The sequence below is a fragment of the Algoriphagus sp. genome, assembly GCF_030694375.1.
Lineage (GTDB): Bacteria > Bacteroidota > Bacteroidia > Cytophagales > Cyclobacteriaceae > Algoriphagus.
This window is the reverse complement of sequence record NZ_JAUXYL010000049.1, coordinates 34,597-57,702: the sequence shown is the minus strand read 5'-3', so window position 1 is coordinate 57,702 and position 23,106 is coordinate 34,597. Positions and strand designations below refer to the sequence as shown.

Sequence of the window (23,106 nt, the reverse complement as noted above, 5' to 3'; positions counted from 1 at the left end):
CTTAAAGTTGATTGCTGGTTAAAACTGTAATTCCCGCTGCCTCCATTTCGGCAATCGCTAAATTTCCGTCCTCAGGTCTAAGGTTTACCGCTCTGGTGGCATCTGAAATTAAAAACGTCTCAAAACCGAGGCTTTTAGAATCAAGGGCAGTGAATTTTACACAGTAATCCAATGCCAAACCGCAAACAAAGACCCTCCTAATTCCAATACTTTTTAGGAAATCCCCTAGTCCCGTATCTCCCCTTCTGGCATTGTCAAAGAAACCCGAATAAGAATCCACTTCTGGGTTTTTCCCTTTCTGGAACACAGCCACCCATTGACTCCGATTCAGTTGTGGGTGAAAATCCGCTCCTGAGCTCCCCTGTACGCAATGTGCCGGCCAGAGAATCTGTGTCAATCCGGCCAATTCGATGAATTCACCAGGTTTTCTTCCGGGATGATTTGCAGCAAAACTACCATGATCCGACGGATGAAAATCCTGGGTAGCGATGACATGCCGGAACTTTTTCTGCGTGTCATTGATCAGTGGGACCACTTGGTCTCCTTGGCTGACAGCTAAAGCCCCACCCGGAATGAAGTCATTTTGTACATCTACGATCAGCAGTACCGAATCGTCATTAATCCATTCCATTGTCAAATTTTTTAGCTTTCAAAACCAATTCCATGCGCAAATGATGCAAATTTTCTTCCAATCCTACCGGATATAAGTGAGGATTGACCAGGCGTTTATGCGTTTTGTCCAAGGACTCCAATTGCTCCGCAGCACGATTTCGGATGGCATCTAAAGTCGGTAGATCGTAGACTTTTTTTCCTTTTTTAAAAATTGGTTTCAGCAATACCTCTTCTTGATAATAGACCGGCATCAGTCGCTTTCTCCGCGTCGCATCGATGGGGTCAATAATCACAACACTTTTAGGATCAATATCTTGATCTTCCAAGTAGATCATATCAGCAATGGCTTTTCCTTTGGTGAAATACCGCTTTACATTGTGAACACCAGGAATATTGATTTTGAGCAATTGCTGCGACACTTTTACTTTTGGATCCCATGTACCGTCAGCCATTCGGATTGCCGAAAGCTTATAAACCGCACCAAGTGCAGGCTGATCATAGGCTGTCACCAATTTTGTTCCTACTCCCCATACGTTGATGTCGGCTTCCTGAGATTTAAGCGAAGCAATAATATGTTCATCCAGGTCATTTGAGGCGATGATTTTGGCATCCGGAAAGCCAGCCTCATCCAGTTGCTGTCTTGCCTTGGTACTGAAATAAGCCAAGTCACCCGAGTCGATTCGGATTCCGACCATTTCTTTTCCTTTGCTGCGCAAAATCTCCCCGACCTTGATCGCATTCTTAACGCCATTCAGTGTGTCATAGGTATCCACCAAGAATACACACTGATCCGGAAAGGCATCTGCATAGGCCACAAAAGCTTCCAACTCCGTCTCAAAAGACATGATCCAACTGTGTGCATGTGTACCGGCGACAGGAATACCAAACAGCTTTCCCGCCATCACATTCGAGGTGGAAGTACATCCACCGATATACGCTGCACGGCTTGCCGCCAATGCGCCATCAATTCCCTGCGCTCTTCTTAAACCAAATTCCAAAACCGGCTCACCTTGCGCAGCAATATTGATACGGGCTGCTTTGGTGGCAATCAGGGTTTGGAAATTGATGATGTTCAAAAGTGGTGTTTCCAATAACTGACATTGGATTAAGGGACCCCTTACACGAATCAAAGGAGCGTTTGGAAAAACCACGGTTCCCTCCTCGACTGCATCGATGTCACAGGTGAATGCTAGATTTTTCAGATACTCCAGAAAGGCCGGCTCAAACACAGGACTTTTATCCTTGTTTTTCATCCCCGCCAAGTATTCCAGATCTCCATTCTCGAATTTGAAATTTTTGCAAAAATCAACAACATAATCCAGTCCAGCAGCCAGCGTGAAACCACCCTGAAAAGGATGTTTTCGAAAAAAAAGATTGAATACTGCTTCCTGCTCTCCTTTTCCTGACTTCCAATAGGCATAGGCCATCGTAAGTTGATAAAAGTCAGTCAGCAACACGAGGTTACTTTGATAAAGGTCTTTGGTGATTTTCATGAAGGGAAAATAATAACGAAACTAAAGGTAAGGTGATCTGCTTATCTGAGCAAGAAATCAGGAATTTGGCGAAGGTTTGGAAAAAAACTTTAAGAAAAAATCAATTTTAGTATAGTCCTAAATGATCATTTCCAGAGAGCTGTCAGTCAGAAAATTCAGTATTGGTTGCTAGATCAAAAAAGGTTTTAGATTCCTAATTTGTACCATGAAAATAAAGTGTTTTTCCACTTCTAGGTAAATTCTATTTCACTCTCAAATTCAACAAAATCCCTACCAACACCAAAGCCATTCCGATGTAGGAAGCGAATGGAAAGGTCTCACCAAACAGAAAAAAGCCGAAAATGAGGGCATAAAGCACACTCATGTAGCTTATACTTGAAACTCGTGCAAGATTTCCGGTCTGATAAGCCACAGTCATAAAATACTGGGCACTTTGTGTACAAAACCCTATCCACAGCAATACAACCCAGTCCCAGCCCTCTGGCATTACCCAATCGAAATACATAATGATTGAGGCGATGGGTAAGGTGACCAAGGGAAAATAAAACACGATAACCAAGGGGTGCTCAGAAGTCTTGAGCTTACGGATCATATTGTAGGCAAGCCCAGCCGAAAGTCCGGAAACAATGCCCATCGCAGCACTCAGGGGATCAATTCTCGGATCCACACCTTGGATAATCAAGACTCCGGCAAAAGCCATGGCAAAATATAGAAATTGAATCGGTCTAACTTTTTCCTTGAGAATGAAAACTCCCAAGATTGTGGTGAAAATTGGAGACAAATACTGCATCGTCACCGCACTTGCCAAAGGAATCCGCTGTAACGTATAGAAAAAAAGGATTAAACTGATTGATCCGACAATTCCACGGATTATCAGACTTCCTTTATTGTTTCCAAAAACCGAAATCCTTTTGTTACTGAGTACAGCAAATGTGAAAATTAAACTAAAAATAGACCGAAACCAGACTATCTCAATTGCAGGGATGTGAGGGATGAACTTCACTGAGACATTCATCATTGCAAAGAAAATTCCTGCTAAAAGCATGGACTGTACACTGGTAATTTTCAACGCTATCTTTTTTGTGTAATTTTTTTTTCAAAGCTAATCCTAAAAAAAATAGTTCAAGACAACAAAAGAATCTTTGGATTAAACCAATCGTGCTGGAACGGAGTTAAGATGCAAACGATTACTATGGCACTGAATCTTGGCGAAAAAGCACCTGATTTTACACTTCCTTCCACTTCCAATAAAAAGATTACTCTTTCCAAAGACTTGGAAGGAAAAGTTGTGATCCTCTATTTTTATCCTAAGGATTTCACAGGGGTTTGCACTGCAGAAGCATGTGAATTCAGAGATCGATTTGAAGCTTTTAGAGCATTGGATATTCCGATTTTTGGTATCAGTCGGGATGATATAGCAACCCACGAAAAATTTAAGAAAGCCCATCGACTTCCCTTTGATTTACTTTCTGATGAAACAGGAAAAGTATGCAAAGCATACGACGCCTTGATTCCTTTAATCAAAATGCCAAAGCGTATTACTTACTTATTGGATCAAGATCATAAGATTTCGGGAGTCTTTTCCGATATGTTTGAATCCAAAGGCCATATCGAAAGCATGCTCAAAAAATTGAAAAAGCAATTAATCTGACACGATTAATCCATCCTTCATCACAACTTTTCGATCTGCCATCCCGGCCAAGTCTTCATTGTGCGTGACGATGACAAAAGCCTGTCTCAATTCATCCCGAAGCTTGAAAAAAAGCTCATGAAGTCCTTTGGCATTTGCGGTATCCAGATTTCCACTGGGTTCGTCCGCGAATACTATCGAAGGGTTATTTATCAATGCTCTTGCCACAGCCACACGCTGCTGTTCACCTCCGGAAAGTGTGGATGGTTTATGGTCAAGCCGGTGACTGATTCCCAGGATTTCGGCAAGTTCACCGGATTTTTTCAGTAATTCCGACTCTTGGGTTCCTTTAATAAATCCGGGAATTTGAATATTTTCTTGCGCAGTGAATTCTGGTAAAAGATTGTGAAACTGGAAAATAAACCCAATTTGGCTGTTTCTGAAATCGGCTAAATTGTCGCCTTTTAGAGACAGAAGGTTCATTCCATTCATAGTGAGCATTCCTTTTTCAGGTTGGTCCAAAGTCCCAAGAATGTGCAATAGGGTGCTTTTCCCCGCACCGGAAGAACCTACGATGGAAACTATTTCCGAGGCAGAAATTTCAAGATCGACGCCTTTCAATACGTGAAGGCTTCCGTAGGATTTATGGATCCCTTTGGCAATCAGCATAGTAATTTTTTTTGAGTTTTTAAAAGTAAAACAAATCCCTCAATTACAGGAATTAAAGGTTTTTCATCTGAAAAATTGAAAAAAACCGGCTTGATTTATCCATCTGCCCGCCTTATCTTCGTGCAAAATTTTAATAGGATGAAATGTCCACGAGAAAATCTTCGCATAAGGGGATTACTATTTTGGACTTTCTATGTGACCTTGATAAAAAAATCTTACACACATGAATATTCACGAATATCAGGCTAAAGAAGTATTAAAAGGTTACGGAGTAAAAATTCAGGAGGGATATGTAGCAGATTCTCCTGAGGCCGCCCACGAAGCTGCAGTAAAACTCAATGCTCAAACCGGTACTTCCTGGTATGTGATCAAAGCACAGATTCACGCAGGTGGAAGAGGAAAAGGTGAAGTAAAAGAAACAGGTTCCAGAGGTGTCGTTCTTGCCAAGAAATTGGATGATGTGAAAGAAAAAGCAGCCGCAATTCTTGGCGGTACTTTAGTTACTATCCAAACTGGCGCTGAAGGTAAAAAAGTAAATAAGGTCTTGGTCGCTGAGGATGTGTATTATCCAGGAGCTTCCGAACCAAAAGAATATTACATGTCCATCCTTTTGGACAGAGCTACAGGATCAAATGTGATCATGGCTTCTACAGAAGGCGGAATGGACATCGAAGAAGTAGCTGAAAATCATCCTGAAAAAATCATTAAAGAATGGATCGACCCGAAGGTCGGACTTCAGGGATTTCAAGCAAGAAAAGTTGCCTTCAAATTGGGGCTTTCAGGTAATGCATTCAAAGAAATGGTGAAATTCATCACTTCACTATACAATGCCTATATCGGAACAGATGCCTCTCAGTTTGAGATTAATCCTGTGCTTAAAACTTCCGATGATAAAATCTTGGCAGTAGATGCAAAGGTCAACATCGATGACAATGCACTTTATCGTCAGCCAAAATTGGCTGAATTACGGGATTTGGCTGAAGAAGATCCTTTGGAAGTAGAAGCTGCTAAATCAGGACTTAATTATGTCAAACTTGACGGAAACGTAGGTTGCATGGTGAATGGCGCAGGCCTGGCAATGGCCACCATGGATATGATCAAGCTTTCAGGTGGTGATCCTGCCAACTTCCTCGATGTGGGAGGAGGAGCAAACGCAACTACTGTTGAGGCAGGTTTCAGAATCATCCTTCAGGATCCAAACGTCAAGGCAATTTTGATCAATGTTTTCGGTGGTATCGTTCGTTGTGACAGAATTGCAAACGGTGTGGTAGAAGCTTACAAATCAATCGGTGACATTAAAATCCCAATTATCGTAAGACTTCAGGGTACAAATGCGGAAGAAGGAGCCAAAATCATTGACGAGTCAGGATTGAAGGTGCAGTCTGCAATTACATTGAAAGAAGCCGCCGAGAAAGTACATGCTGTACTGGAAGGCTAAAAATAAAAGTACGCACTCGTAGTTCAACTGGATAGAATATCAGATTTCGGCTCTGAGGGTTGAGGGTTCGAATCCTTCCGAGTGCACGAAGCTCAGACGAATGTCTGGGCTTTTTTTTTTGCCAATCTCAGGGAATTTACTGCAGACCAATATTGTCGGAAGAAAAAACAGCTCTGACCAAAACAGGAAGGTCACCACAGCTTTATTACTAAAACTAGATCTAGATCATTTTTTACAATGACTGAGTATTACCTATGGATTAAAGTTTTGATCAAGATTCATAAGCTAGATGGTCTTTGCCTTGAAAAAGGATGAGAAGAAATCAGAAGAACTCGCAGGCTTTAAAAAATTGAAGATCGATCAGCAGTTAAGGCCTTGCTTTTGCTTTTCTGGGGAAATCCCAAGAAAATTTTATGTCCAATCAAAACAGAAAAATTCTCAACATTAGAAATTGTTTTATTCTTTGAGAATAGAATTTTGGACTCCTTAGCAGCAAAGTTTTAAAAATTGAACTATTCCATGGTATTAAAATAAAAAAGCAGGAGAAAATCTCCTGCCCTTTATTTGAAAACTAAACCAACTATTATTTAACTACCACAATGAATTCAAAAATAATACAAATCCCTTTAAATCAAAATCCCAAAGAATAATTTGTATTTTTTTTATTTTCATTCCGGAAAATTTCCACGTTTATAAACTAATCCAATACCCAAGCCTTGGCTAAATTGGATTTTATCGTCCTGATCCAAATCATAAATGGTAAGTGCCGTCAATGTTACACTGATTGCATTGGAAACCTTAGCTGCTAAGATCAGATCCAATCGATGATCAATTGCATTAAAAGCGAGTGTTTCATAATTAGCGTACATTTGATAGCGGGCCTTGAAGGATATATTTTCAGACAACTGCTTATTCCAATCTGCCAGTAAACTGAAGGCAAGCCATTCAGTCCTTACCGTTTGACCAATCGGTACGCCATAATTTAGAGGCACATTACGGTACAATTCTTTGTCAGTCACAAAAGTGAATCTTGGAGAAAAAGGAGCCATACGCAAGCTGAATTCCTCATTTGGCTTATATTCCATACCCAAGGCAAACGTCAGAAATGCGGGATTCGCAAATTTTGATATCAACGTTCGATCAGTATCCGTGAATGTGTATCCTGGCGCAAATTGGGACAAGAAATTTCCCGAAAAGAAATAATTCCATTTCTCTGATGCTTTCAAGCCTACTTTAGAATCCAAGAAGATTCGATCATTTGACTTTCGTTCATCCTGATCTTGATTTTTAACCACTCCATAGAGTAAATCAAGCGTGTTATCCCAAGACCAATTGCCTTTGGCATAATTTGCCCTACCTAGCATGCCCGCACTAAAAGCGATGGAATTAACGCCCCCGCCTGTCCAATTTCCACTAAATGATGCCTGATTCAGTGCAAAGGTACCTTCAATCGATTTTAACCAATAACTTGTATCGGATTTCACCGCATTGACATCAGCAATGGCTTTATCCTGGGCCGATACAATTCCAATTGAGATCAAAAGAAGAAAAATTGTGAACAAGTTTTTCATAAATATGAGGTTTAAGTTTATAGGACTAAAATAAGAATAGAAAAATGGAAAATGATTTTGAACAAGAGCTTATAGTCAGAGACTATCTCGCCCGGCAACGTACTTCACTTGCCAATGAAAGAACGCTCCTCGCCTATATCCGGACATCGCTTTATTTTTTGGTTTCAGGTACAGCCTTATTCGAGGTCAGAAATCTTTCTCATATAAGTGATCTTGGATATTTGGCTTTTGGACTGAGTTTTGCCTTTTTGAGTGTTGGAATAGTCAATTTTTCAAAAATAAAAATAAAGTTAAAAAAGGGGCACTACCTCAAAATGTAATTTATGATTGAAGATGTGTGGATTGTTTTTGGGATCATTTCGTTTGCAATCATTTTATTTTTTACTGAGAAATTTACGATTGACACGGTAGCCATCGGGGTGATGGTGCTTTTCATGTTATTTGGAATTTTGGATTTGGAGGAGGGCTTAGCAGGGTTTTCTAATTCAGCTACCATCACTGTAGCTTCTATGTTTGTGATTTCACAAGCTATCTTTAGAACCGGGATTCTTAATCAGTTTAGCAATTATTTGAGCAATCAAGCCGGAAAAAGTGAGACAAAACTGATTTTAACTTTAATGATCAGTGCCGGATTACTTTCAGCCATTATTAACGATACAGCTGTGGTAGCCCTTCTAATGCCTACTGTGATTTACATCTCTCAGAAGAACCAAATCCCACCATCCAAATTATTAATGCCGCTTTCCTTTGGTGCGCTTATGGGGGGAATTTGCACCCTTTTGGGGACAAGTACCAACATATTGGTCAGTGGAATTGCTGAAAAGGCAGGACTCCCTCCTTTCGGGGTTTTTGAGATGAGTGCAATGGGACTGGTTTTCCTGGTGTCAGGTACGCTATATATGATCACAATCGGCAAGTGGCTTCTCCCGAGCAGGGAATCAAAAAGCGGACTTTCTGAATCTTTAGACTTAGGTAATTATGTGGTAGAAGTATCCATTACCAAAGACTATGAAAATCTGCAGGAACCAATCTTGAATCAAAAACTATTCAAAGACGGAAGTGTAAAAGCACTTCAGATTGTACGAGAAAACGGTAACAAAATAAAAGTTTATCCTAACACTCCCGTGTTGGAAGGTGACCTCATCCGAATCATTTCAGATCAAATCAATCTTTCAAAGCTTAAAAAGTTAAAAGGTGTAGAAATCAAAGCTGAACTGGACTGGAAAGAGGAATCAGTTACAGACGATGATGAAAAGCTTTACGAAGCAGTAATCACTCCTCATTCTTCCCTTATCAATAATAGCATCAAATCCATCAATTTCAGACAGTTATTTGATCAGGTTTTGGTAATCGGAATAAGACATCGTGCAGGTCTATTTAATACCCTTCTCTCAAAAGCTTCACTGAAACCGGGTGATATTCTTTTATTGCGTGCCTCAGAAGAGTCCATCCAATCGGTTGACAAATCAGAAGATTTGCTTCTGATCTCAGCCCGAAAAGAAATTAATCTAAATAAGACTCAAGTATATCTCACGCTGGGCACTTTGGCCTTGGTGATTGGGTTGGCGGCATTTGGGGTTTTCCCGATTACCCTCACAGCAGTAGCCGGAGCTGTTGTAATAATCGCCCTTCGATCCATCAGCCCCAGTGAAGCCTACAAAGCAATCGACTGGAAAGTGATATTTATGCTAGCCGGAGTTTTGTCCATGGGGTCAGCACTTCAAAAAACAGGAGGAGCAGAACTTATAGGCGAAGGGGTTATCCGTATTTTTGGATCGTTTGGCCCTCGAGTAGTACTCAGTGCGATTTTTGGGTTGACCTTTTTACTTACCAATGTAATGTCAAATAATGCCTCTGCCGCACTTTTGGCTCCAATTGCTATAAGTATTGCAGCAGGCCTTAATGTAGACACCAGGCCGTTTTTAATGGCGGTGACATTCGCTGCAAGTTTGAGTTTCATGACACCGATGGGTTATCAGACCAATACAATGATCTATAATCCCGGTAACTACCGATTCACAGATTTTCTAAAGGTAGGGACACCACTCAACATCTTCTTTTGGATTATTGCCACTTTTGGAATTCCGATTTTCTTTCCTTTTTAGTTGGAAAATCATCATCTTTATTTAAACATGTCATTTCACTTAAACCCAAAAGCATTTATGAAAACATTTGGAATTGTATTGATCGTAGTAGGATTAATCATGTTATTTGTTCCAAGCCTTAATTTTACCACCAGAGAAAAGGTGATTGACGCTGGTCCCATACAGGTGACAGCCGATAAGAAAAATGAAATTGGTTGGCCAACTTATGCCGGTGGAATTGTAGCCGCTGCCGGAGTTGTCCTCTTGGTTGCTTCAAAGAAAAAATAAAGGATGCCCTGAGAAAATTGAGGTGAGTTTACTGAAAAATTGGAACTGAAATCAGTCACCCCAATTCATTGGTGAATCAAAAAGTTTATTCCATAAAAAAGCCCTCGGAACATTGATGATGAATCTATCGAGGGCTTTTTTTCAGTTAGAGGACTATTCAACCAACTTCACTTTGAGTACTTCTTCAACATCAACATTGAAAAACTCCTTGTGAACATTAAATTCCAGCTCATCTCCAATCGGGTGTTTGGCGATGTAAGTGCCGTCTTCCTGCATCACATAGGAATTGACGTTATCTTTCAAATTGAAGTAAATAATATTCATCAGCTGCTTTTCCAGTAATGGAGCTTCAATTTTGAAGAGAGATTCCAGTCTTTTATCAAAGCTTCTTACCATCATATCTGCGCTCCCAGAATAAGTCCTTGTATTTCCGTTGTTATGGAAATGATAAATTCGGCTGTGCTCAAGAAAATCTCCAACCAAGGATAAAACCTCTATGTTTTCGCTCAATCCTACTCTTCTCGGTCTCAAACAACAAATGCCGCGAACGATTAATTTGATGGTGACACCTGATTGAGAAGCTCTATATAAGGCATAAATGATTTCGGAGTCCTCCAGTGAATTCACTTTAATGAAAATCCCTGCAGGCAATCCTTTCCTCGCATTTTCAGCCTCCTCCTCAATAAATTCGATCAACTGGTTCCGCATATCTCGCGGGGCAGTAATGAGATTTCGGTAGGTATTTGGGGCAGAGTGCCCAGTGATTACATTGAAAAACTCCGAAACATCGTTGGCTAGGGTTTCATTTGTGGTCAATAAGCCTATATCTGTATAAAGCCTCGCAGTATCTTCATTGTAATTGCCAGATCCCAAGTGTACAAACCGTGTTATTTCGGTATCGTCTTTTTTAACGATCAGGAGGAGCTTCGTATGCGTTTTCAAATTTGAAATACCATAAATGACAAAGCAACCTGCCTTTTGTAATTTTTTAGCTTCGCGGATGTTGTTTTCTTCATCAAATCGAGCTTTCACTTCGAAGAGTACGGATACGTGCTTTCCATTTTCGGCAGCTTTCAGAAGTGTCTTGGTAATTCTGCTATCCTTAGCCAATCGATAGATGGTCATTTTAATAGCCATCACATCAGGATCATCCGCTGCATTTTCAATTAAGTCCAGAATCGAATCAATGTTATTATAAGGATGATGAAGTAGAATGTCTTTCTCTTTGAGTATTTCAAATATATCAGCTCTCCCCTCTTCCGGATAAGAAAGCGGTTTTACAGGTTCTGGGATTTGAGGGAGCCTGTCTCTAAATCGCTTATTTCCTACGATCTGCCATAAACCTGTAAAATCTATCATACTGGATCGGCTAACCATATAAACTGAATCCGACCTGAGATTCCACCTTTCCAGAAGGGAGTTTAACATCCATTTAGAGTATCCTTCTTCAATCTCTATTCGAACCACCCTACCGGTCTTTCGCTCCATCAATTTGCGCTTCACTTCTTCAAGGAAGTTGGCGTCCATATCTTCACTTTCCTCCAGCGTGAAATCTCCGTTTCGAGTGATTCGGAAAAGACTTATAGATTCAATCTCTACATTTCTAAAAAGCGAAATGATGTTTTCCCTAATCACCTCCTCTATAGGAATAAGTAAAAGTGAGTTTTCACGCTCAATCTCAAAAAACCGAGGAATATTTGCCGGAATCTGCACAAAACTCATTTTGCGCATGTCCTTGCGCTCGCCTGGACTTGTGGTGACCACTCCAAAAACGAGGAGCTTATTCATCAAGATCGGAAATGTACGATAGCCATCATAGACCATCGGCGTAAGCATAGGGTAGATTGCCTTAAGAAAATACTGCTTTACTATTTCCTGTTCGTTTTCATACAATTTGGAAACATTGTAAAGGGAAATCCCCTCCTGATGCAATCCCGGGAGAATTACTTTGGTAAAATGCTCATGTTGGTCAAAGTGATAGCGCTGACAATCCTTCATGAGCTTTTCCTTAAATGGATCTTCTCTAAGACCGGAATAGTCAACTCGCTCTTTTTCGTAGTCTAAATAGTTGTATAATGAACCCACCCGGATCATAAAAAACTCATCCAAGTTGGAGGCAGTGATTGCTAAGAACTTCAGCTTTTCAAATATGCTTCGACCGACCTTTTTAGACTGATCCAATACACGCTCATTGAACTTAATCCAACTTAAATCTCTGCTGACAAGATCACTTTTTTGGATTGTGGATTCATATTTATCTCCAACTGCCAATTTCATATGATTATAATTTTTTCTTAAAGGCCAAATGGAATCTCGCACCTGTCTTTGCTTAGTAGTGGTTGGTTGGCAACCTCCTGTATGTAATTAAGTGTCGTGCCTGTAGCAGACCGGCTCAATTTATCTCATTCAATATTCAATAAAAAGACGGCCAAGTCAAATATTGAATCCTTGAACTTTTCAAAAAAGGGGCTTCAAAAGCCCCTTTTTCTTAAGTATCGATTTTGGCGTACTTCGCATTTTTTTCAATGAAGTCTCTGCGAGGGGCTACTTCATCTCCCATGAGCATGCTGAATAAGTGATCTGCCTCTGCGGCTGATTCAATGTTCACCTGTTTGATTGTTCGCACGTTGGGATCCATTGTAGTGGTCCAAAGCTGCTCAGGGTTCATTTCACCAAGTCCCTTGTAACGTTGAATTCCTACACTATCTATCTTTCCGTCTTTCGCCATATCAGCCGTCATAAGCTTTCGCTCCTCCTCTGTCCAGCAATAGCGTTCATCTTTTCCACGCTTCAAAAGGTAAAGCGGTGGCAAGGCTATATAAACGTAGCCATTTTCGATAAGTGCCCTCATGTATCGGAAGAACAAGGTCAAAATCAAGGTTCGGATGTGAGATCCGTCAATATCCGCATCCGTCATGATGATAATTTTATGATACCGCAGACCGGTCATATCCAATTCCTTGTCATCATTTGCAGTACCTAGCTTTACACCCAGAGCAGTAAGAATGTTTTTGATTTCCTCGTTGTCGTAGATTTTGTGCTCGTGTGCTTTTTCAACGTTTAAGATTTTACCTTTTAATGGTAAAATGGCCTGAAAATCACGATCCCTACCTTGCTTGGCAGATCCACCGGCAGAGTCCCCTTCGACTAGATACAATTCACAAACAGTAGGATCGGAATTTGCACAATCGGCAAGCTTACCCGGAAGTCCTCCGCCTCCAAGAACATTTTTACGCTGAACCATTTCACGGGCCTTTCGAGCAGCGTGTCGTGCCTGAGCGGCAAGAATTACCTTGCCAACAATAATTTTTGCTTCTTTGGGATGCTCTTCCAGCCAGCTTTGAAGTGTTTCGGACACCGCACTGTCTACTGCTCCGATAACATCGGAATTCCCAAGCTTGGTCTTGGTCTGGCCCTCAAACTGGGGTTCTTGGACTTTCACCGAGATCACTGCAGTCAAACCTTCACGAAAATCATCCCCAGAAACCTCAAGTTTTAACTTGTCAAGCATGCCTGATTTGTCGGCATAAGACTTTAATGTTCTGGTCAAAGCCCTTCTAAAACCGGTTACGTGGGATCCTCCTTCGTATGTATTGATAGTATTGACATAAGAAACCACGTTTTCACTGTATGAACTATTATAGTTCATTGCTACCTGAACGGGTACGCCGTTTTGGTCTGATTCTATGTAAATTGGATGATCGATTATTTTCTCGCGTGTTTCGTCCAGGTACTGAACAAATTCAACCAATCCACCTTCGGAGAAAAATTCATCCCGTTTAGGAGCTCCATCCTCTATTTCTCTGAGGTCTGTCAAAGTGATTCTGATTCCTGCATTCAGGAATGACATTTCCCTAAGACGATTTGCAATGGTTTCGTACTTGAATTCGGTGATCACAAAAATACTTGCATCCGGTTTGAAATGGATGGTTGTTCCTCTTTTATCCGTCGGCCCAATTTGCCTGGCAGGATATTGAGGCACACCAATCTTAAACTCCTGCTCGAAAATCACTCCATTACGATAGACAGTTGCTTTAAGATCACTGGAAAGTGCATTGACGCAGGAGACACCAACACCATGCAGACCACCAGAAACTTTATACGTATCCTTGTCAAATTTCCCACCGGCGTGCAGTACAGTCAAGACAACCTCAAGTGCTGACTTTTTCTCTTTGTGGTGCATATCAGTAGGTATGCCACGACCATTGTCCTCTACTGTGACAGAATTATCTTCGTGAACAGTGACATGAATTGTATCACAATGTCCTGCAAGAGCCTCGTCAATGGAGTTATCAACCACTTCCCAAATCAAGTGATGCAGGCCTTTGACACCAATATCACCAATATACATTGCAGGTCTCTTTCGAACTGCTTCCAAGCCTTCTAATACCTGGATATTATCTGCTGAATAATCAGCAGAATTCTTCGCTTTTTCTTCACTCATATTTTTTGGAGAAAAGCCTCAAAATGGGCTTAAAAAGGTGATTTTTTGTTCAAAATTATGAGATGCAATATAGGTAAAAAAAGTCGGTTTGAAGCAGGTTTGGTGTCACTAAAAATCGTAACAGGGATTTTCAACAGAATCATGAATCGACAGAACAATATTTTGTTTCTGCAATAATATTAGAATTTTTCTTTCTTTTTTGTCTCATTTTTTATGCAGTTGAAACTTGAATTTTAACTGTTCATTGTGTTTTGTTTAATTTTACATATCGTTTGTTAAACAAAAATCAAACCGAGGTTCTTTTAGAACTGTAAATCATTATTTCTTAAACTCAAAAACTTCACCTTTATGAACCTCACCTTAGCCGCGGAACTAATCGGATTAGACCGCCTCATTAACAGTGACCCAGTGGCCATTACCTTTTTTATTGGGTACATGGCCATGTTTGCTTCATCTGTGTTCTTCTTTGTAGAAAGAAGCTCTGTAGATGGCAAGTGGAAAACCTCCCTTCTTGTATCAGGATTGATTACTGGAATTGCGGCGGTACATTATTATTACATGAGAGACTTTTACCTACAGACAGGTTCTAGTCCAACAGCATTCAGATATGTAGACTGGACGCTGACAGTACCTTTAATGTGTGTTGAGTTTTATCTATTAACCAAACCATTTGGTGCAAAAGGTGGAACTTTATTCAAATTGATTGTTGCCTCTTTGGTAATGTTAATCACAGGTTACATCGGAGAAACATCTGGCATTGACAGTAACATTATGTGGGGCATTTTCTCGACACTGGGTTACTTGTACATCGTGTATGAAGTATTTGCCGGTGACGTAGCCAAATTGGCGAAGGAATCAAACAGCCCTGCGTTGGGTAATGCAATGTTCCTGTTGAAAATTTTCATCACGTTGGGTTGGTCAATTTATCCAATCGGTTACATGGTATTGCCAGGTAACTTATTGTCAGGCGCATTTGAGGTAAGCTCAATCGACCTATTTTACAATCTAGCCGATGCCATCAACAAAATTGGATTCGGATTGGTAATCTATTCAGTAGCTATAGCTGAAACTGCAAAAGCCAGAAAAGTAGCAGCTTAAATTAAATCAGGGTTGTCTGTGCAAGCGCAGGCAACCCTTTTTTTACTCATATGGAAAGCTACGATTACATTCTTGCCGGAGCAGGTTGTGCAGGTTTAAGCCTTGTCTATTATCTTTTGGAAAGTGACTTGAAGGATTCAAAAATCCTCCTGATCGATCCAGCAGGACAAGAAGTGCCTGATAAAACTTGGTGTTATTGGGCAGAAAAGCCTTTGGCTATCCATCCTAAAGACAGTATCCACTATTGGAATGACTTAAGCTTTACCACAGGTAATATTAGGATAAATAAGAATTTGGGGAGTTTGAATTATTATCATCTCAACTCTCATGATTTTTACAAATCACTTTTTAAAAAATTAACCAATCATCCAAACGTCGTTTTTTTACAGGATGAAGTTCAAGATATAATTGAAGGGCCTGAAAACATTCAAGTAAATACCAAAATCAGTGGCTCTTTCCTAGCAAATTATGCCTTTGACTCAAGGCTGAAACAAGAAAATTTTAAAGATGACTCAATATTAAAGCAAGTCTTTCTGGGTTGGAAAGTGAAAACTGAAAAAGCTGTCTTTGAACCAAAGCATATCACGCTAATGGAGTTTTCTAAAGAAAAATCAGATCAATTTGAATTTTTCTACATTTTACCTTTTTCAAAAACTGAAGCTTTGGTAGAATATACTTGCTACTCCCAAAAAAATATTTCTGAAAAAATTCTAAAAGATAAGCTGGAAGCTTACTTAACCGACCTCACGAATGGCGACCCATACCAAGTCTCCTTCAATGAATCCGGAATTATTCCAATGAGTACAAAACAGTCTCCAAAATTCAAGTCCAAGCGGATTGTCAAAATCGGTACTGCTGCAGGATGGACAAAAGCATCGACAGGTTATACGTTTCATTCCATTCAAAAAAACTGTCAGGAAATCATCCGAAATCTCGAAACTGGCAAGCTGGAATTATTGCAACTTAACCGTGCTTCCAGATTTTCTTTCTATGATAATATTTTATTGAATATTGCCCACAAATGGCCAAATAGGCTTCAAAGCTTATTCTTAAATTTATTCGACACTTCCTCAGCCGATGTAGTTCTTCGATTCTTAAGTGAAGAAACTCGATTCGTAGAAGAAATTAGGCTGCTTGGTAAACTTCGATTCCCTATCTTCATTAAAAGCCTATTGAAATATGCAACGCATTGAAAATACGGCTAAAGCGCTCGGAATAGTAATCTGCTTGGTTTTTATGTTTCTTCCAGACAGCAATTCACTGGTTCAATTTGCTCTTTTTGGAGTAATTCTTCTCTCCATAGGTATTCCCCATGGTGCAATTGATCACTTAATATCCAACCCGAAAATTGACAGAAAGGGATTGGGAAGGTTTTTGCTGATTTATTTGACTTTAATAGCTGCCTATCTATCGATTTGGTATTTCCTTCCTAAACTGGCTTTGCTCGCTTTTTTAGTGATGTCTGCATACCATTTTGGACAATCCCACTTCATCTCGGAAAACCCTCCCAAACAATATTCATGGCTTCTCTTTACCACTCGCGGAGGTTTCTTCCTTTTTGCTATTCTATTTGGTGATTGGGAAGCAACCAAATTGATCCTCTCGCCTCTTGTCAATTTGGAATATCTGGCTCAATCCAAAAGTTTTATATTGGTTGCATTTCTCTTAACTACCCTGCTATTTCAAGAAATATCCGGTTGCAAATTCCAGAAAAGACATATCTTGGAAATCGTAGTCTTGGGGCCCATTCTCTTCTATAGCCCATTGCTCATAGGATTTGTGGTTTACTTTGGGTTTTGGCATGCATTGCCAAGTATGATTACAGAATACAAGTTTTTGCGTGGGTTCAAAGCTTACAACTCAGTCAAAAAATTTGGAATACAACTTCTTCCATTTTCAATTATCAGTTTCATTGGTATTGGCCTAATCTTATTTTTTGGCTTAAAATTTCTCGAAAGCAATGAATTGATTCTACTTTTCTTTGTGATGATCTCGCTGATTTCATTTCCCCATATCCTTTACATGGATAGCTTTTTGAAAGAATTAAATCAAAATTGACCTGTACTCAACATCACTAAGTTGCAGGCAGTCAGCACTTCAATTCCGGCTTCGGAAGCTTTCTTGAAAAATTCAGGGTTTTCTGTACCCGGATTAAAAATAATTCGTTTTGGATGCAGGCCGATCAGGTAGTCAATCCACTCCGTCTGATTGGCCGGGCCGATATACAGCGTGATGGTATGGACATTCTTCAAATCAGGCCTGGCATTTAAATCAAGGATTTCCTTTCCAAAAAGCTCCCCTTTTTTGATTCCTATGGGAATAAATTCGAGGTTTTTTTCAGAAAACAGTTGAGCTGCAGAAAATGCATAGCGGGAAGGATTTGTAGTAGCACCAACTACCAAAGTCAACCTTGAATCCATCCTATTACCTTTCATAAATACGGTCTCGTACAAACGTATCCATGTGACGGTGCTTTTTACTCTCGTAGATGTCGGCTAGGGTAATCATTATTCCAGTTTCCTCTACTTCGCCAAACTCATCATTCAAGGCAGTACCGAAAGTTCTCATGGTCGGTGATAAGTTCATATAAGTGTTGATCAAAGGAGGAATGTTCTCACCCAAGGATCTAATTCTCCCATTCAGGTATTTATACCCTTCCTTATAGTCTAGGTTTTCAAAAGGATTTGGCAGCAATTCAATCCCAGTCTCATAGGTTAACCTTAGATTCACTTTAGGCAATACAAGTGAATCATAATCAGGAAAATAGTGATTCATAAAATACAATAAAAGGTCACGCCCTTCCCGATTGTAATGTGGATACATAGTCACTTTACCGAAGAGATATTTGACATCAGGATTGAGTAAAACCACAGCCCCTAATCCATCCCAGAGATTATCCAAACTAAAGATTCCCTTACGATTATCCAGACTCGGCTGATATTGTGGCTGGACAAAAGAGCGCCCTAATTCTAAGGTGTAAGGGATATAATCCTTGATGAATTTTTCGGAAAAGTCGAATAGATGAGTCGTAGACAGATTAATTGAACCATCAGGCTGAATTGCATTTTTGCACATAATCACGCGATATCCTGCTACGATTTCTTCATCCTCGGGATTCCAGGTAATCAGCTGATCGTAGCAATTTTCGCAAATATCATTGTCATCCAAATCCACTTCCATTCCAGTTCCACCTCCGGCTGCACGAAATGTTAACTCCCGCAATCGGCCAATTTCCCGGACGACATTTGGAGCATTGTGATAATTGACCAAATAGACTAGGTTATCTCCATTGTTTGTATAGCGGAGGAATCGCTCACGCGTTAACTCGCTTTTGAGCAAGTTGCGATCCACTGCAGAAATAATCGGCATTACTTTAGTCATTCGCCTCCTCAAGTTTGTATACCAGATCTTTCATATATTCAGCCCATTGGACATCACTTTTCTCAGAATTAAAATATTGGTAAGAAACGGGATTACCTACTTTGATCACCACTTTCTTTCCTCTTTTCTTATACATTTCGTCTACTAGCCAAAACATTTCAATGTTTGCTGATACGCCGATTTTTTTTCGCCAGTGAGCAAGATTGTAAAAAAACTCAGAATTCCTTCCTCCGATGTGACAGGGCAGTACATTCAACTGGTATTTTTTTGCCTTAGAAATAAAGCTTTTCTTCCATTTTAAATCTTGAACCTTACCTTCTTGCTTTCTTGAAACCAGTCCGGCAGGAAAAATCAATACCGGATGATTGTTGGCATAGGCTTCTTCAATCCTCAAACTGGCATTCAGTGAATTTTTACCCAAGGTATTTACCGGAACGAAAATCGGCTGAAAATTATCAAAACTCATGAGCAAATCATTAACAAGAAAGCGGATGTCAGTCCTGATTTTCCCTATTGCATACATCAGTGCGATTCCATCCATTCCACCCAAAGGATGATTAGCCGCAAGTATGAACCCACCTGTTTTAGGAATGTTTTCCTTTCCTATCAATTCAACCTCTATTTCAAATTCCTCGATTAACGCATTGACAAAATCCAGTCCTTTCAAGTGAAGGTGCTTGGTCAATACAGAATTAAGCCAAGCTTCATGCGTGACTTTTTTAATATAATCCAATAAAAACCCTGGCATCCATTTGAGAAGCTTTGGGTTTTTAGAGTGAATGGCCTTTTCGATATCGATAAATTTCTTTGACATGGGGTCAAAAAATTGTGCTTTCAATTGAAATTCGAAGCAAAAATTAATTTTTTCACAACGTATTATTTCAAAAGTACAAAAATAAAATCTTCCATTTTCCTACTATAAAGGGACTAAAACTAGATTCCTGAAAACCAAGAGCCTAGATTTTCAGTAGTCTAGATAAACTACACATATGATAAATTTAATAGTGACGGGCAGCACTTCCGGTATTGGATGGGAGACATTAAAAGCATTACTGCCAGAGTGCAAACTGGCACTCCTGCCAGTCAGGAATCTAGAAAAAGCCAAAAAAATGATTGATGGCTTACCCGGTAAAGAAAAGATCAGACTCATATCGATGGACTTAAGCGAAATGAGCAGCGTAAAAGCGGGTGCTAAAGAAATTCTTCAATTCACTGACCAAGTAGATGTGTTGATTAATAATGCAGGCGGAATGTTCCCCGCAAAAAAACTCACATCTGAAGGTCTGGACATGACCTTCGCCACCAATCATCTTGGACACTTTTTGTTAACGCAAGAGCTTCTCCCTGCATTGGAAAAAGGCAAGGCCAAAATCATCAATGTAAGTTCAGAGGCCCACCGAATTTCCGGAGATCCAAGCGGGGATTTCAGTCTGAAAAAATCCGCAACTACCATCACTGCCTACGGAAAAGTAAAACTTTATAATATATTGTTCTCCAACGAACTGAAGACCAGATTTGAAAGTAAAGGAATAAATGCCTTCTCCTTGCATCCCGGGGCAGTACGAACAGCTTTTGGATCCGAAACTTCGGGCCTTACCAAGGGCCTCATCCGTCTCACTCAGCTGTTTTTCATCAGCCCCAAAGCAGGCGCTGAAACGACAATCTTTTTAGCGAAAACCACGAAGGAAAATCTCCGAAATGGAAGTTATTATGTTCGCAGAAAACCAAAATCTCCATCTTCATTTGGACTGAGTCGCGATCTATCATCCAGCCTGTGGGAATACAGTGAAGAAGTCTTGTCCGCTTTGAAGTCATGAATTCGCTTATCAAAATCTTGGATAGCGTTGGGTGAACGATGGTCGCTTCGGTCAAAAAACCTAAATTGCGGCAATGAAAGAAACCATCCTCTCACTTTGCCCCGGCCCATGGTCTGATTATGAACTGATCGATACAGGGGGCTTCGAAAAACTGGAACGCTTCGGGAAATTTATCCTCAGTCGACCCGAACCACAGGCAATTTGGGACAAAAGTTTGCCTGAATCTGAATGGCGAAAACTTGCTCATGCTCATTTTGCAAAGGAAAAAAACAATCCGGAAAAGGGCCAATGGCAACAGATCAAACCCATGCCGCATAATTGGTCCATTGAATATGAAAATGGAGATGGATTGAAAATGACGTTAAATCTGGCTCAAACGTCCTTTAAGCACATCGGGCTCTTTCCCGAGCAGGCAGTAAATTGGGATTATCTATTTCAAAAAATCAAGTCTTTCCCAAATCAAAAACCTAAGGTATTAAACCTATTCGCCTACACCGGCGCTGCAAGTGTGGCCTGTCGTGCCGCTGGTGCGGAGGTTACCCATCTGGATTCAGTGAAGCAGGTAGTCACTTGGTCCAAACACAATATGGAATCATCCGGTCTGGAGGGGATCCGCTGGATGGTGGATGACGCAATGAAATTCATCAAGCGAGAAGCACGAAGAGGAAATGTCTATCAGGGTATAATCCTTGATCCTCCAGCCTACGGGCGTGGTCCTGAAGGAGAAAAGTGGATTTTAGAAGAGCAAATCAATGAAATGCTCAAAACCTGCGCTGAAATTCTGGATCCGAAAAACCACTTTCTCTTACTAAACATGTACTCTTTGAGTTTCTCTTCATTGATCGCAGCCAACCTCATCCGCTCCAACTTTGGTGAAGTCCAAAATCCGGAACAAGGTGAACTTTACCTCGAAGAAAAACAGGGCAAAAAGCTCCCTTTGGGTATTTTCTTTCGATTCTCAAGTTTTTGATTTGAGTTAACTAATAATGAACAACCGACAACTTTTTCTTTCCCACTTAGCGCAAACCACCGATTTCCCATTAATGATCGAAGTGGAGAAGGCCGAGGGCATCTACCTATATGGACCAAAAGGTGAAAAATACATTGATCTCATCTCTGGAATAGGCGTGAGTAATGTGGGCCATCGACATCCCAAGGTATTAAAGGCCATCCATGATCAACTGGACAAATATCTTCACCTCATGGTGTACGGAGAATATGTACAGACCCCTCAAACACTTTTGGCAAAAGCCCTTTGCGATTCCCTCCCCTCCCATTTGGACAATGTGTACTTGGTAAATAGTGGTTCGGAGGCAATCGAAGGAGCACTCAAACTAGCCAAGCGCTACACCAATCGTCGTGAATTGATCTCTTGCGTAGACGCTTACCATGGTTCAAGTCACGGTTCGCTGAGTGTCGGAGGAAATGAAGTTTTCAAGCGTGCCTATCGACCTTTGCTTCCCGGGATCAAGCATATTTTCTATGGAAGTTTTTCGGATTTGGAAAAAATAACATCCGAAACAGCAGCCGTCGTTATCGAAACGATTCAAGGTGAAGCTGGAATTCGGGTAGCATGCCGGGAGTATTTTCAAGCTCTGAGAAAGCGCTGCGATGAAACCGGAACGCTTTTGATTTTGGATGAAATTCAGGCCGGGTTTGGACGAACGGGTAAATTCTGGGCCTTTGAGCATTTTGAGATTGTACCAGATATACTCGTCTGCGCAAAAGGAATGGGAGGAGGAATGCCAATCGGTGCGTTCATTGCCAACAAGGAAGTCATGGGTGTTTTCAAAAACAACCCCCTATTAGGCCATATTACCACATTTGGGGGACATCCTGTCAGTGCTGCGGCATCCCTAGCCACAATCCAAATTCTTCTGGAAGAAAAGCTGATCGAGCAGGTTGAAGCAAAGGCAAATCTATTTAAAAAACTGCTTGTCCATCCAAAAATCAATAGATTTCGAAATAAAGGATTAATGATGGCTTTAGAGTTTGAGTCTTTTGAAGTGCTCAAGCCCATCATTGATCGGGCGATTGAATTAGGTGTGATTACCGATTGGTTTTTGTTTTGCGATGACTCGATGCGAATCGCCCCACCTTTGATTATAACAGAAGAGCAAATTAGAGCTGCGTGTACAGTAATTTTAAGAGCGATAGATGAGAATTGAAAAAAGGGATTTTCTTTGTAATAACAGTCTTTAACATATGGATCAAAAGAGATGTCCTCACTGCGGAAAATGGTCTTCATGGGAAATGAACCTGGATGACGTTTGCGAAAATTGTGGACAAGCCCTTGGTGGAAAAGACCTGGAAAATCAGAATAAGCGAATTGCTGATAAAAAACTTAACGAAGAAAACTGGATGTTCAACATCAAGGACACCGACTCAAACTTCATAAAAAAAGCCAAAAAAGTTGGTAATTTCTTTTATACAATCTACATGGCCATCATCACTTTTATTCTTTGGCTGATTGCCGCTCTTCCGGGTTAAGAAAATGTCGGTCCTTAAAAATCCATTTTTTTTTATCCCGGTTTTACTTTTTTTGATCAATCAATTGCTGGAAAAATCATTCAGAATTTTC

22 protein-coding genes and 1 tRNA gene are annotated in these 23,106 nt (G+C 40.4%); 13 read left to right on the top strand and 10 right to left on the bottom strand.

Annotated features, from left to right (window positions below; all coding sequences use genetic code 11):
* Window position 1 precedes the first annotated feature (1 nt).
* From pncA to Q8M62_RS20415, 3 genes are all read right to left on the bottom strand, one after another.
* Window positions 2-631, bottom strand: a complete 630-nt coding sequence (pncA, locus tag Q8M62_RS20425) for a bifunctional nicotinamidase/pyrazinamidase (protein ID WP_304901824.1) — start codon at window positions 629-631, stop codon at window positions 2-4.
* Window positions 618-2,105: a nicotinate phosphoribosyltransferase gene (locus Q8M62_RS20420; RefSeq protein WP_304901823.1), complete on the bottom strand. Its 1,488-nt coding sequence runs from the start codon at window positions 2,103-2,105 to the stop codon at window positions 618-620. Before Q8M62_RS20420 ends, pncA begins: the two co-directional genes overlap by 14 nt.
* Window positions 2,106-2,346: 241 nt before the next feature.
* Window positions 2,347-3,150, bottom strand: a complete 804-nt coding sequence (locus tag Q8M62_RS20415) for a DMT family transporter (protein ID WP_304901910.1) — start codon at window positions 3,148-3,150, stop codon at window positions 2,347-2,349.
* A 132-nt stretch (window positions 3,151-3,282) separates the two neighbouring features.
* Between Q8M62_RS20415 and Q8M62_RS20410 the strand changes: the two genes are divergently transcribed.
* Window positions 3,283-3,756, top strand: a complete 474-nt coding sequence (locus Q8M62_RS20410; RefSeq protein ID WP_370690574.1) for a peroxiredoxin — start codon at window positions 3,283-3,285, stop codon at window positions 3,754-3,756.
* On the opposite strand, the gene Q8M62_RS20405 is transcribed toward Q8M62_RS20410, so the two are convergent.
* Window positions 3,748-4,404, bottom strand: a complete 657-nt coding sequence (locus Q8M62_RS20405) for an ABC transporter ATP-binding protein (RefSeq protein WP_304901822.1) — start codon at window positions 4,402-4,404, stop codon at window positions 3,748-3,750. The two genes, Q8M62_RS20410 and Q8M62_RS20405, sit on opposite strands and share 9 nt — an antisense overlap.
* A gap of 223 nt (window positions 4,405-4,627) precedes the next feature.
* On the opposite strand from Q8M62_RS20405, the gene sucC reads away from it, so the two are divergent.
* Both sucC and Q8M62_RS20395 read left to right on the top strand, forming a co-directional pair.
* Entirely contained in the window at window positions 4,628-5,842 is a 1,215-nt protein-coding gene (gene sucC, locus Q8M62_RS20400) for an ADP-forming succinate--CoA ligase subunit beta (protein ID WP_304901821.1), read from the top strand.
* Window positions 5,843-5,854: 12 nt separating this feature from the next.
* Window positions 5,855-5,928: transfer RNA gene (locus Q8M62_RS20395), tRNA-Arg, on the top strand.
* Between the two features lie 582 nt (window positions 5,929-6,510).
* Here the strand turns inward: Q8M62_RS20395 and Q8M62_RS20390 are convergent.
* Window positions 6,511-7,413, bottom strand: coding sequence for a DUF3078 domain-containing protein (locus tag Q8M62_RS20390; protein ID WP_304901820.1), 903 nt, complete (start codon window positions 7,411-7,413; stop codon window positions 6,511-6,513).
* Between the two features lie 44 nt (window positions 7,414-7,457).
* Between Q8M62_RS20390 and Q8M62_RS20385 the strand changes: the two genes are divergently transcribed.
* Genes Q8M62_RS20385 through Q8M62_RS20375 form a run of 3 tightly spaced genes read left to right on the top strand, consistent with a single transcriptional unit; the run spans window position 7,458 to window position 9,785 of the window.
* Entirely contained in the window at window positions 7,458-7,733 is a 276-nt protein-coding gene (locus Q8M62_RS20385; RefSeq protein WP_304901819.1) for a DUF202 domain-containing protein, read from the top strand.
* A gap of 3 nt (window positions 7,734-7,736) precedes the next feature.
* Window positions 7,737-9,518, top strand: coding sequence for an SLC13 family permease (locus Q8M62_RS20380; RefSeq protein WP_304901818.1), 1,782 nt, complete (start codon window positions 7,737-7,739; stop codon window positions 9,516-9,518).
* Window positions 9,519-9,575: 57 nt separating this feature from the next.
* Complete coding sequence (locus Q8M62_RS20375) at window positions 9,576-9,785, top strand: hypothetical protein (RefSeq protein ID WP_304901817.1); 210 nt, start codon at window positions 9,576-9,578, stop codon at window positions 9,783-9,785.
* A gap of 153 nt (window positions 9,786-9,938) precedes the next feature.
* Here Q8M62_RS20375 and ppk1 read toward each other — a convergent pair whose 3' ends face one another.
* Window positions 9,939-12,062 (bottom strand): polyphosphate kinase 1, encoded by a 2,124-nt coding sequence (ppk1, locus tag Q8M62_RS20370; protein WP_304901816.1) that lies wholly within the window; start codon window positions 12,060-12,062, stop codon window positions 9,939-9,941.
* Between the two features lie 211 nt (window positions 12,063-12,273).
* A complete protein-coding gene (gene gyrB / locus Q8M62_RS20365; RefSeq protein WP_304901815.1) occupies window positions 12,274-14,229 on the bottom strand; it encodes a DNA topoisomerase (ATP-hydrolyzing) subunit B in 1,956 nt (651 codons plus the stop codon).
* Between the two features lie 348 nt (window positions 14,230-14,577).
* Here gyrB and Q8M62_RS20360 point away from each other — a divergent pair, with 348 nt between their 5' ends.
* From Q8M62_RS20360 to Q8M62_RS20350, 3 genes are read left to right on the top strand one after another with little or no spacing between them, the layout of a single operon-like run.
* Window positions 14,578-15,327 carry a bacteriorhodopsin gene (locus Q8M62_RS20360; RefSeq protein ID WP_304901814.1) on the top strand — a complete coding sequence of 250 codons (750 nt, stop codon included), beginning with the start codon at window positions 14,578-14,580 and terminating at the stop codon, window positions 15,325-15,327.
* A 50-nt stretch (window positions 15,328-15,377) separates the two neighbouring features.
* A complete protein-coding gene (locus tag Q8M62_RS20355; protein ID WP_304901813.1) occupies window positions 15,378-16,520 on the top strand; it encodes a lycopene cyclase family protein in 1,143 nt (380 codons plus the stop codon).
* A complete protein-coding gene (locus Q8M62_RS20350) occupies window positions 16,507-17,385 on the top strand; it encodes a Brp/Blh family beta-carotene 15,15'-dioxygenase (protein WP_304901812.1) in 879 nt (292 codons plus the stop codon). Before Q8M62_RS20355 ends, Q8M62_RS20350 begins: the two co-directional genes overlap by 14 nt.
* On the opposite strand, the gene Q8M62_RS20345 is transcribed toward Q8M62_RS20350, so the two are convergent.
* The 3 genes from Q8M62_RS20345 to Q8M62_RS20335 are packed head-to-tail and all read right to left on the bottom strand — an operon-like array spanning window position 17,376 to window position 19,522.
* Entirely contained in the window at window positions 17,376-17,762 is a 387-nt protein-coding gene (locus Q8M62_RS20345; protein WP_304901811.1) for a CoA-binding protein, read from the bottom strand. The genes Q8M62_RS20350 and Q8M62_RS20345 overlap by 10 nt on opposite strands.
* The gene (locus tag Q8M62_RS20340) at window positions 17,752-18,708 is read right to left on the bottom strand and encodes a GNAT family N-acetyltransferase (RefSeq protein WP_304901810.1); all 957 of its coding nucleotides are present in this window, start codon (window positions 18,706-18,708) and stop codon (window positions 17,752-17,754) included. Before Q8M62_RS20340 ends, Q8M62_RS20345 begins: the two co-directional genes overlap by 11 nt.
* Window positions 18,701-19,522: a 1-acyl-sn-glycerol-3-phosphate acyltransferase gene (locus Q8M62_RS20335; protein ID WP_304901809.1), complete on the bottom strand. Its 822-nt coding sequence runs from the start codon at window positions 19,520-19,522 to the stop codon at window positions 18,701-18,703. The genes Q8M62_RS20340 and Q8M62_RS20335 overlap by 8 nt, the downstream gene beginning before the upstream one ends.
* A gap of 175 nt (window positions 19,523-19,697) precedes the next feature.
* Here Q8M62_RS20335 and Q8M62_RS20330 point away from each other — a divergent pair, with 175 nt between their 5' ends.
* The 4 genes from Q8M62_RS20330 (at window position 19,698) to Q8M62_RS20315 (ending at window position 23,015) form a co-directional block, all read left to right on the top strand.
* Window positions 19,698-20,525, top strand: a complete 828-nt coding sequence (locus Q8M62_RS20330) for an SDR family NAD(P)-dependent oxidoreductase (RefSeq protein ID WP_304901808.1) — start codon at window positions 19,698-19,700, stop codon at window positions 20,523-20,525.
* A 73-nt stretch (window positions 20,526-20,598) separates the two neighbouring features.
* A complete protein-coding gene (locus Q8M62_RS20325; protein WP_304901807.1) occupies window positions 20,599-21,495 on the top strand; it encodes a class I SAM-dependent methyltransferase in 897 nt (298 codons plus the stop codon).
* A gap of 16 nt (window positions 21,496-21,511) precedes the next feature.
* Window positions 21,512-22,693: an aspartate aminotransferase family protein gene (locus tag Q8M62_RS20320; RefSeq protein WP_304901806.1), complete on the top strand. Its 1,182-nt coding sequence runs from the start codon at window positions 21,512-21,514 to the stop codon at window positions 22,691-22,693.
* A 37-nt stretch (window positions 22,694-22,730) separates the two neighbouring features.
* On the top strand, window positions 22,731-23,015 hold the full coding sequence (locus Q8M62_RS20315; RefSeq protein WP_304901805.1) for a hypothetical protein: 285 nt from the start codon (window positions 22,731-22,733) through the stop codon (window positions 23,013-23,015).
* Window positions 23,016-23,106: the final 91 nt, after the last annotated feature.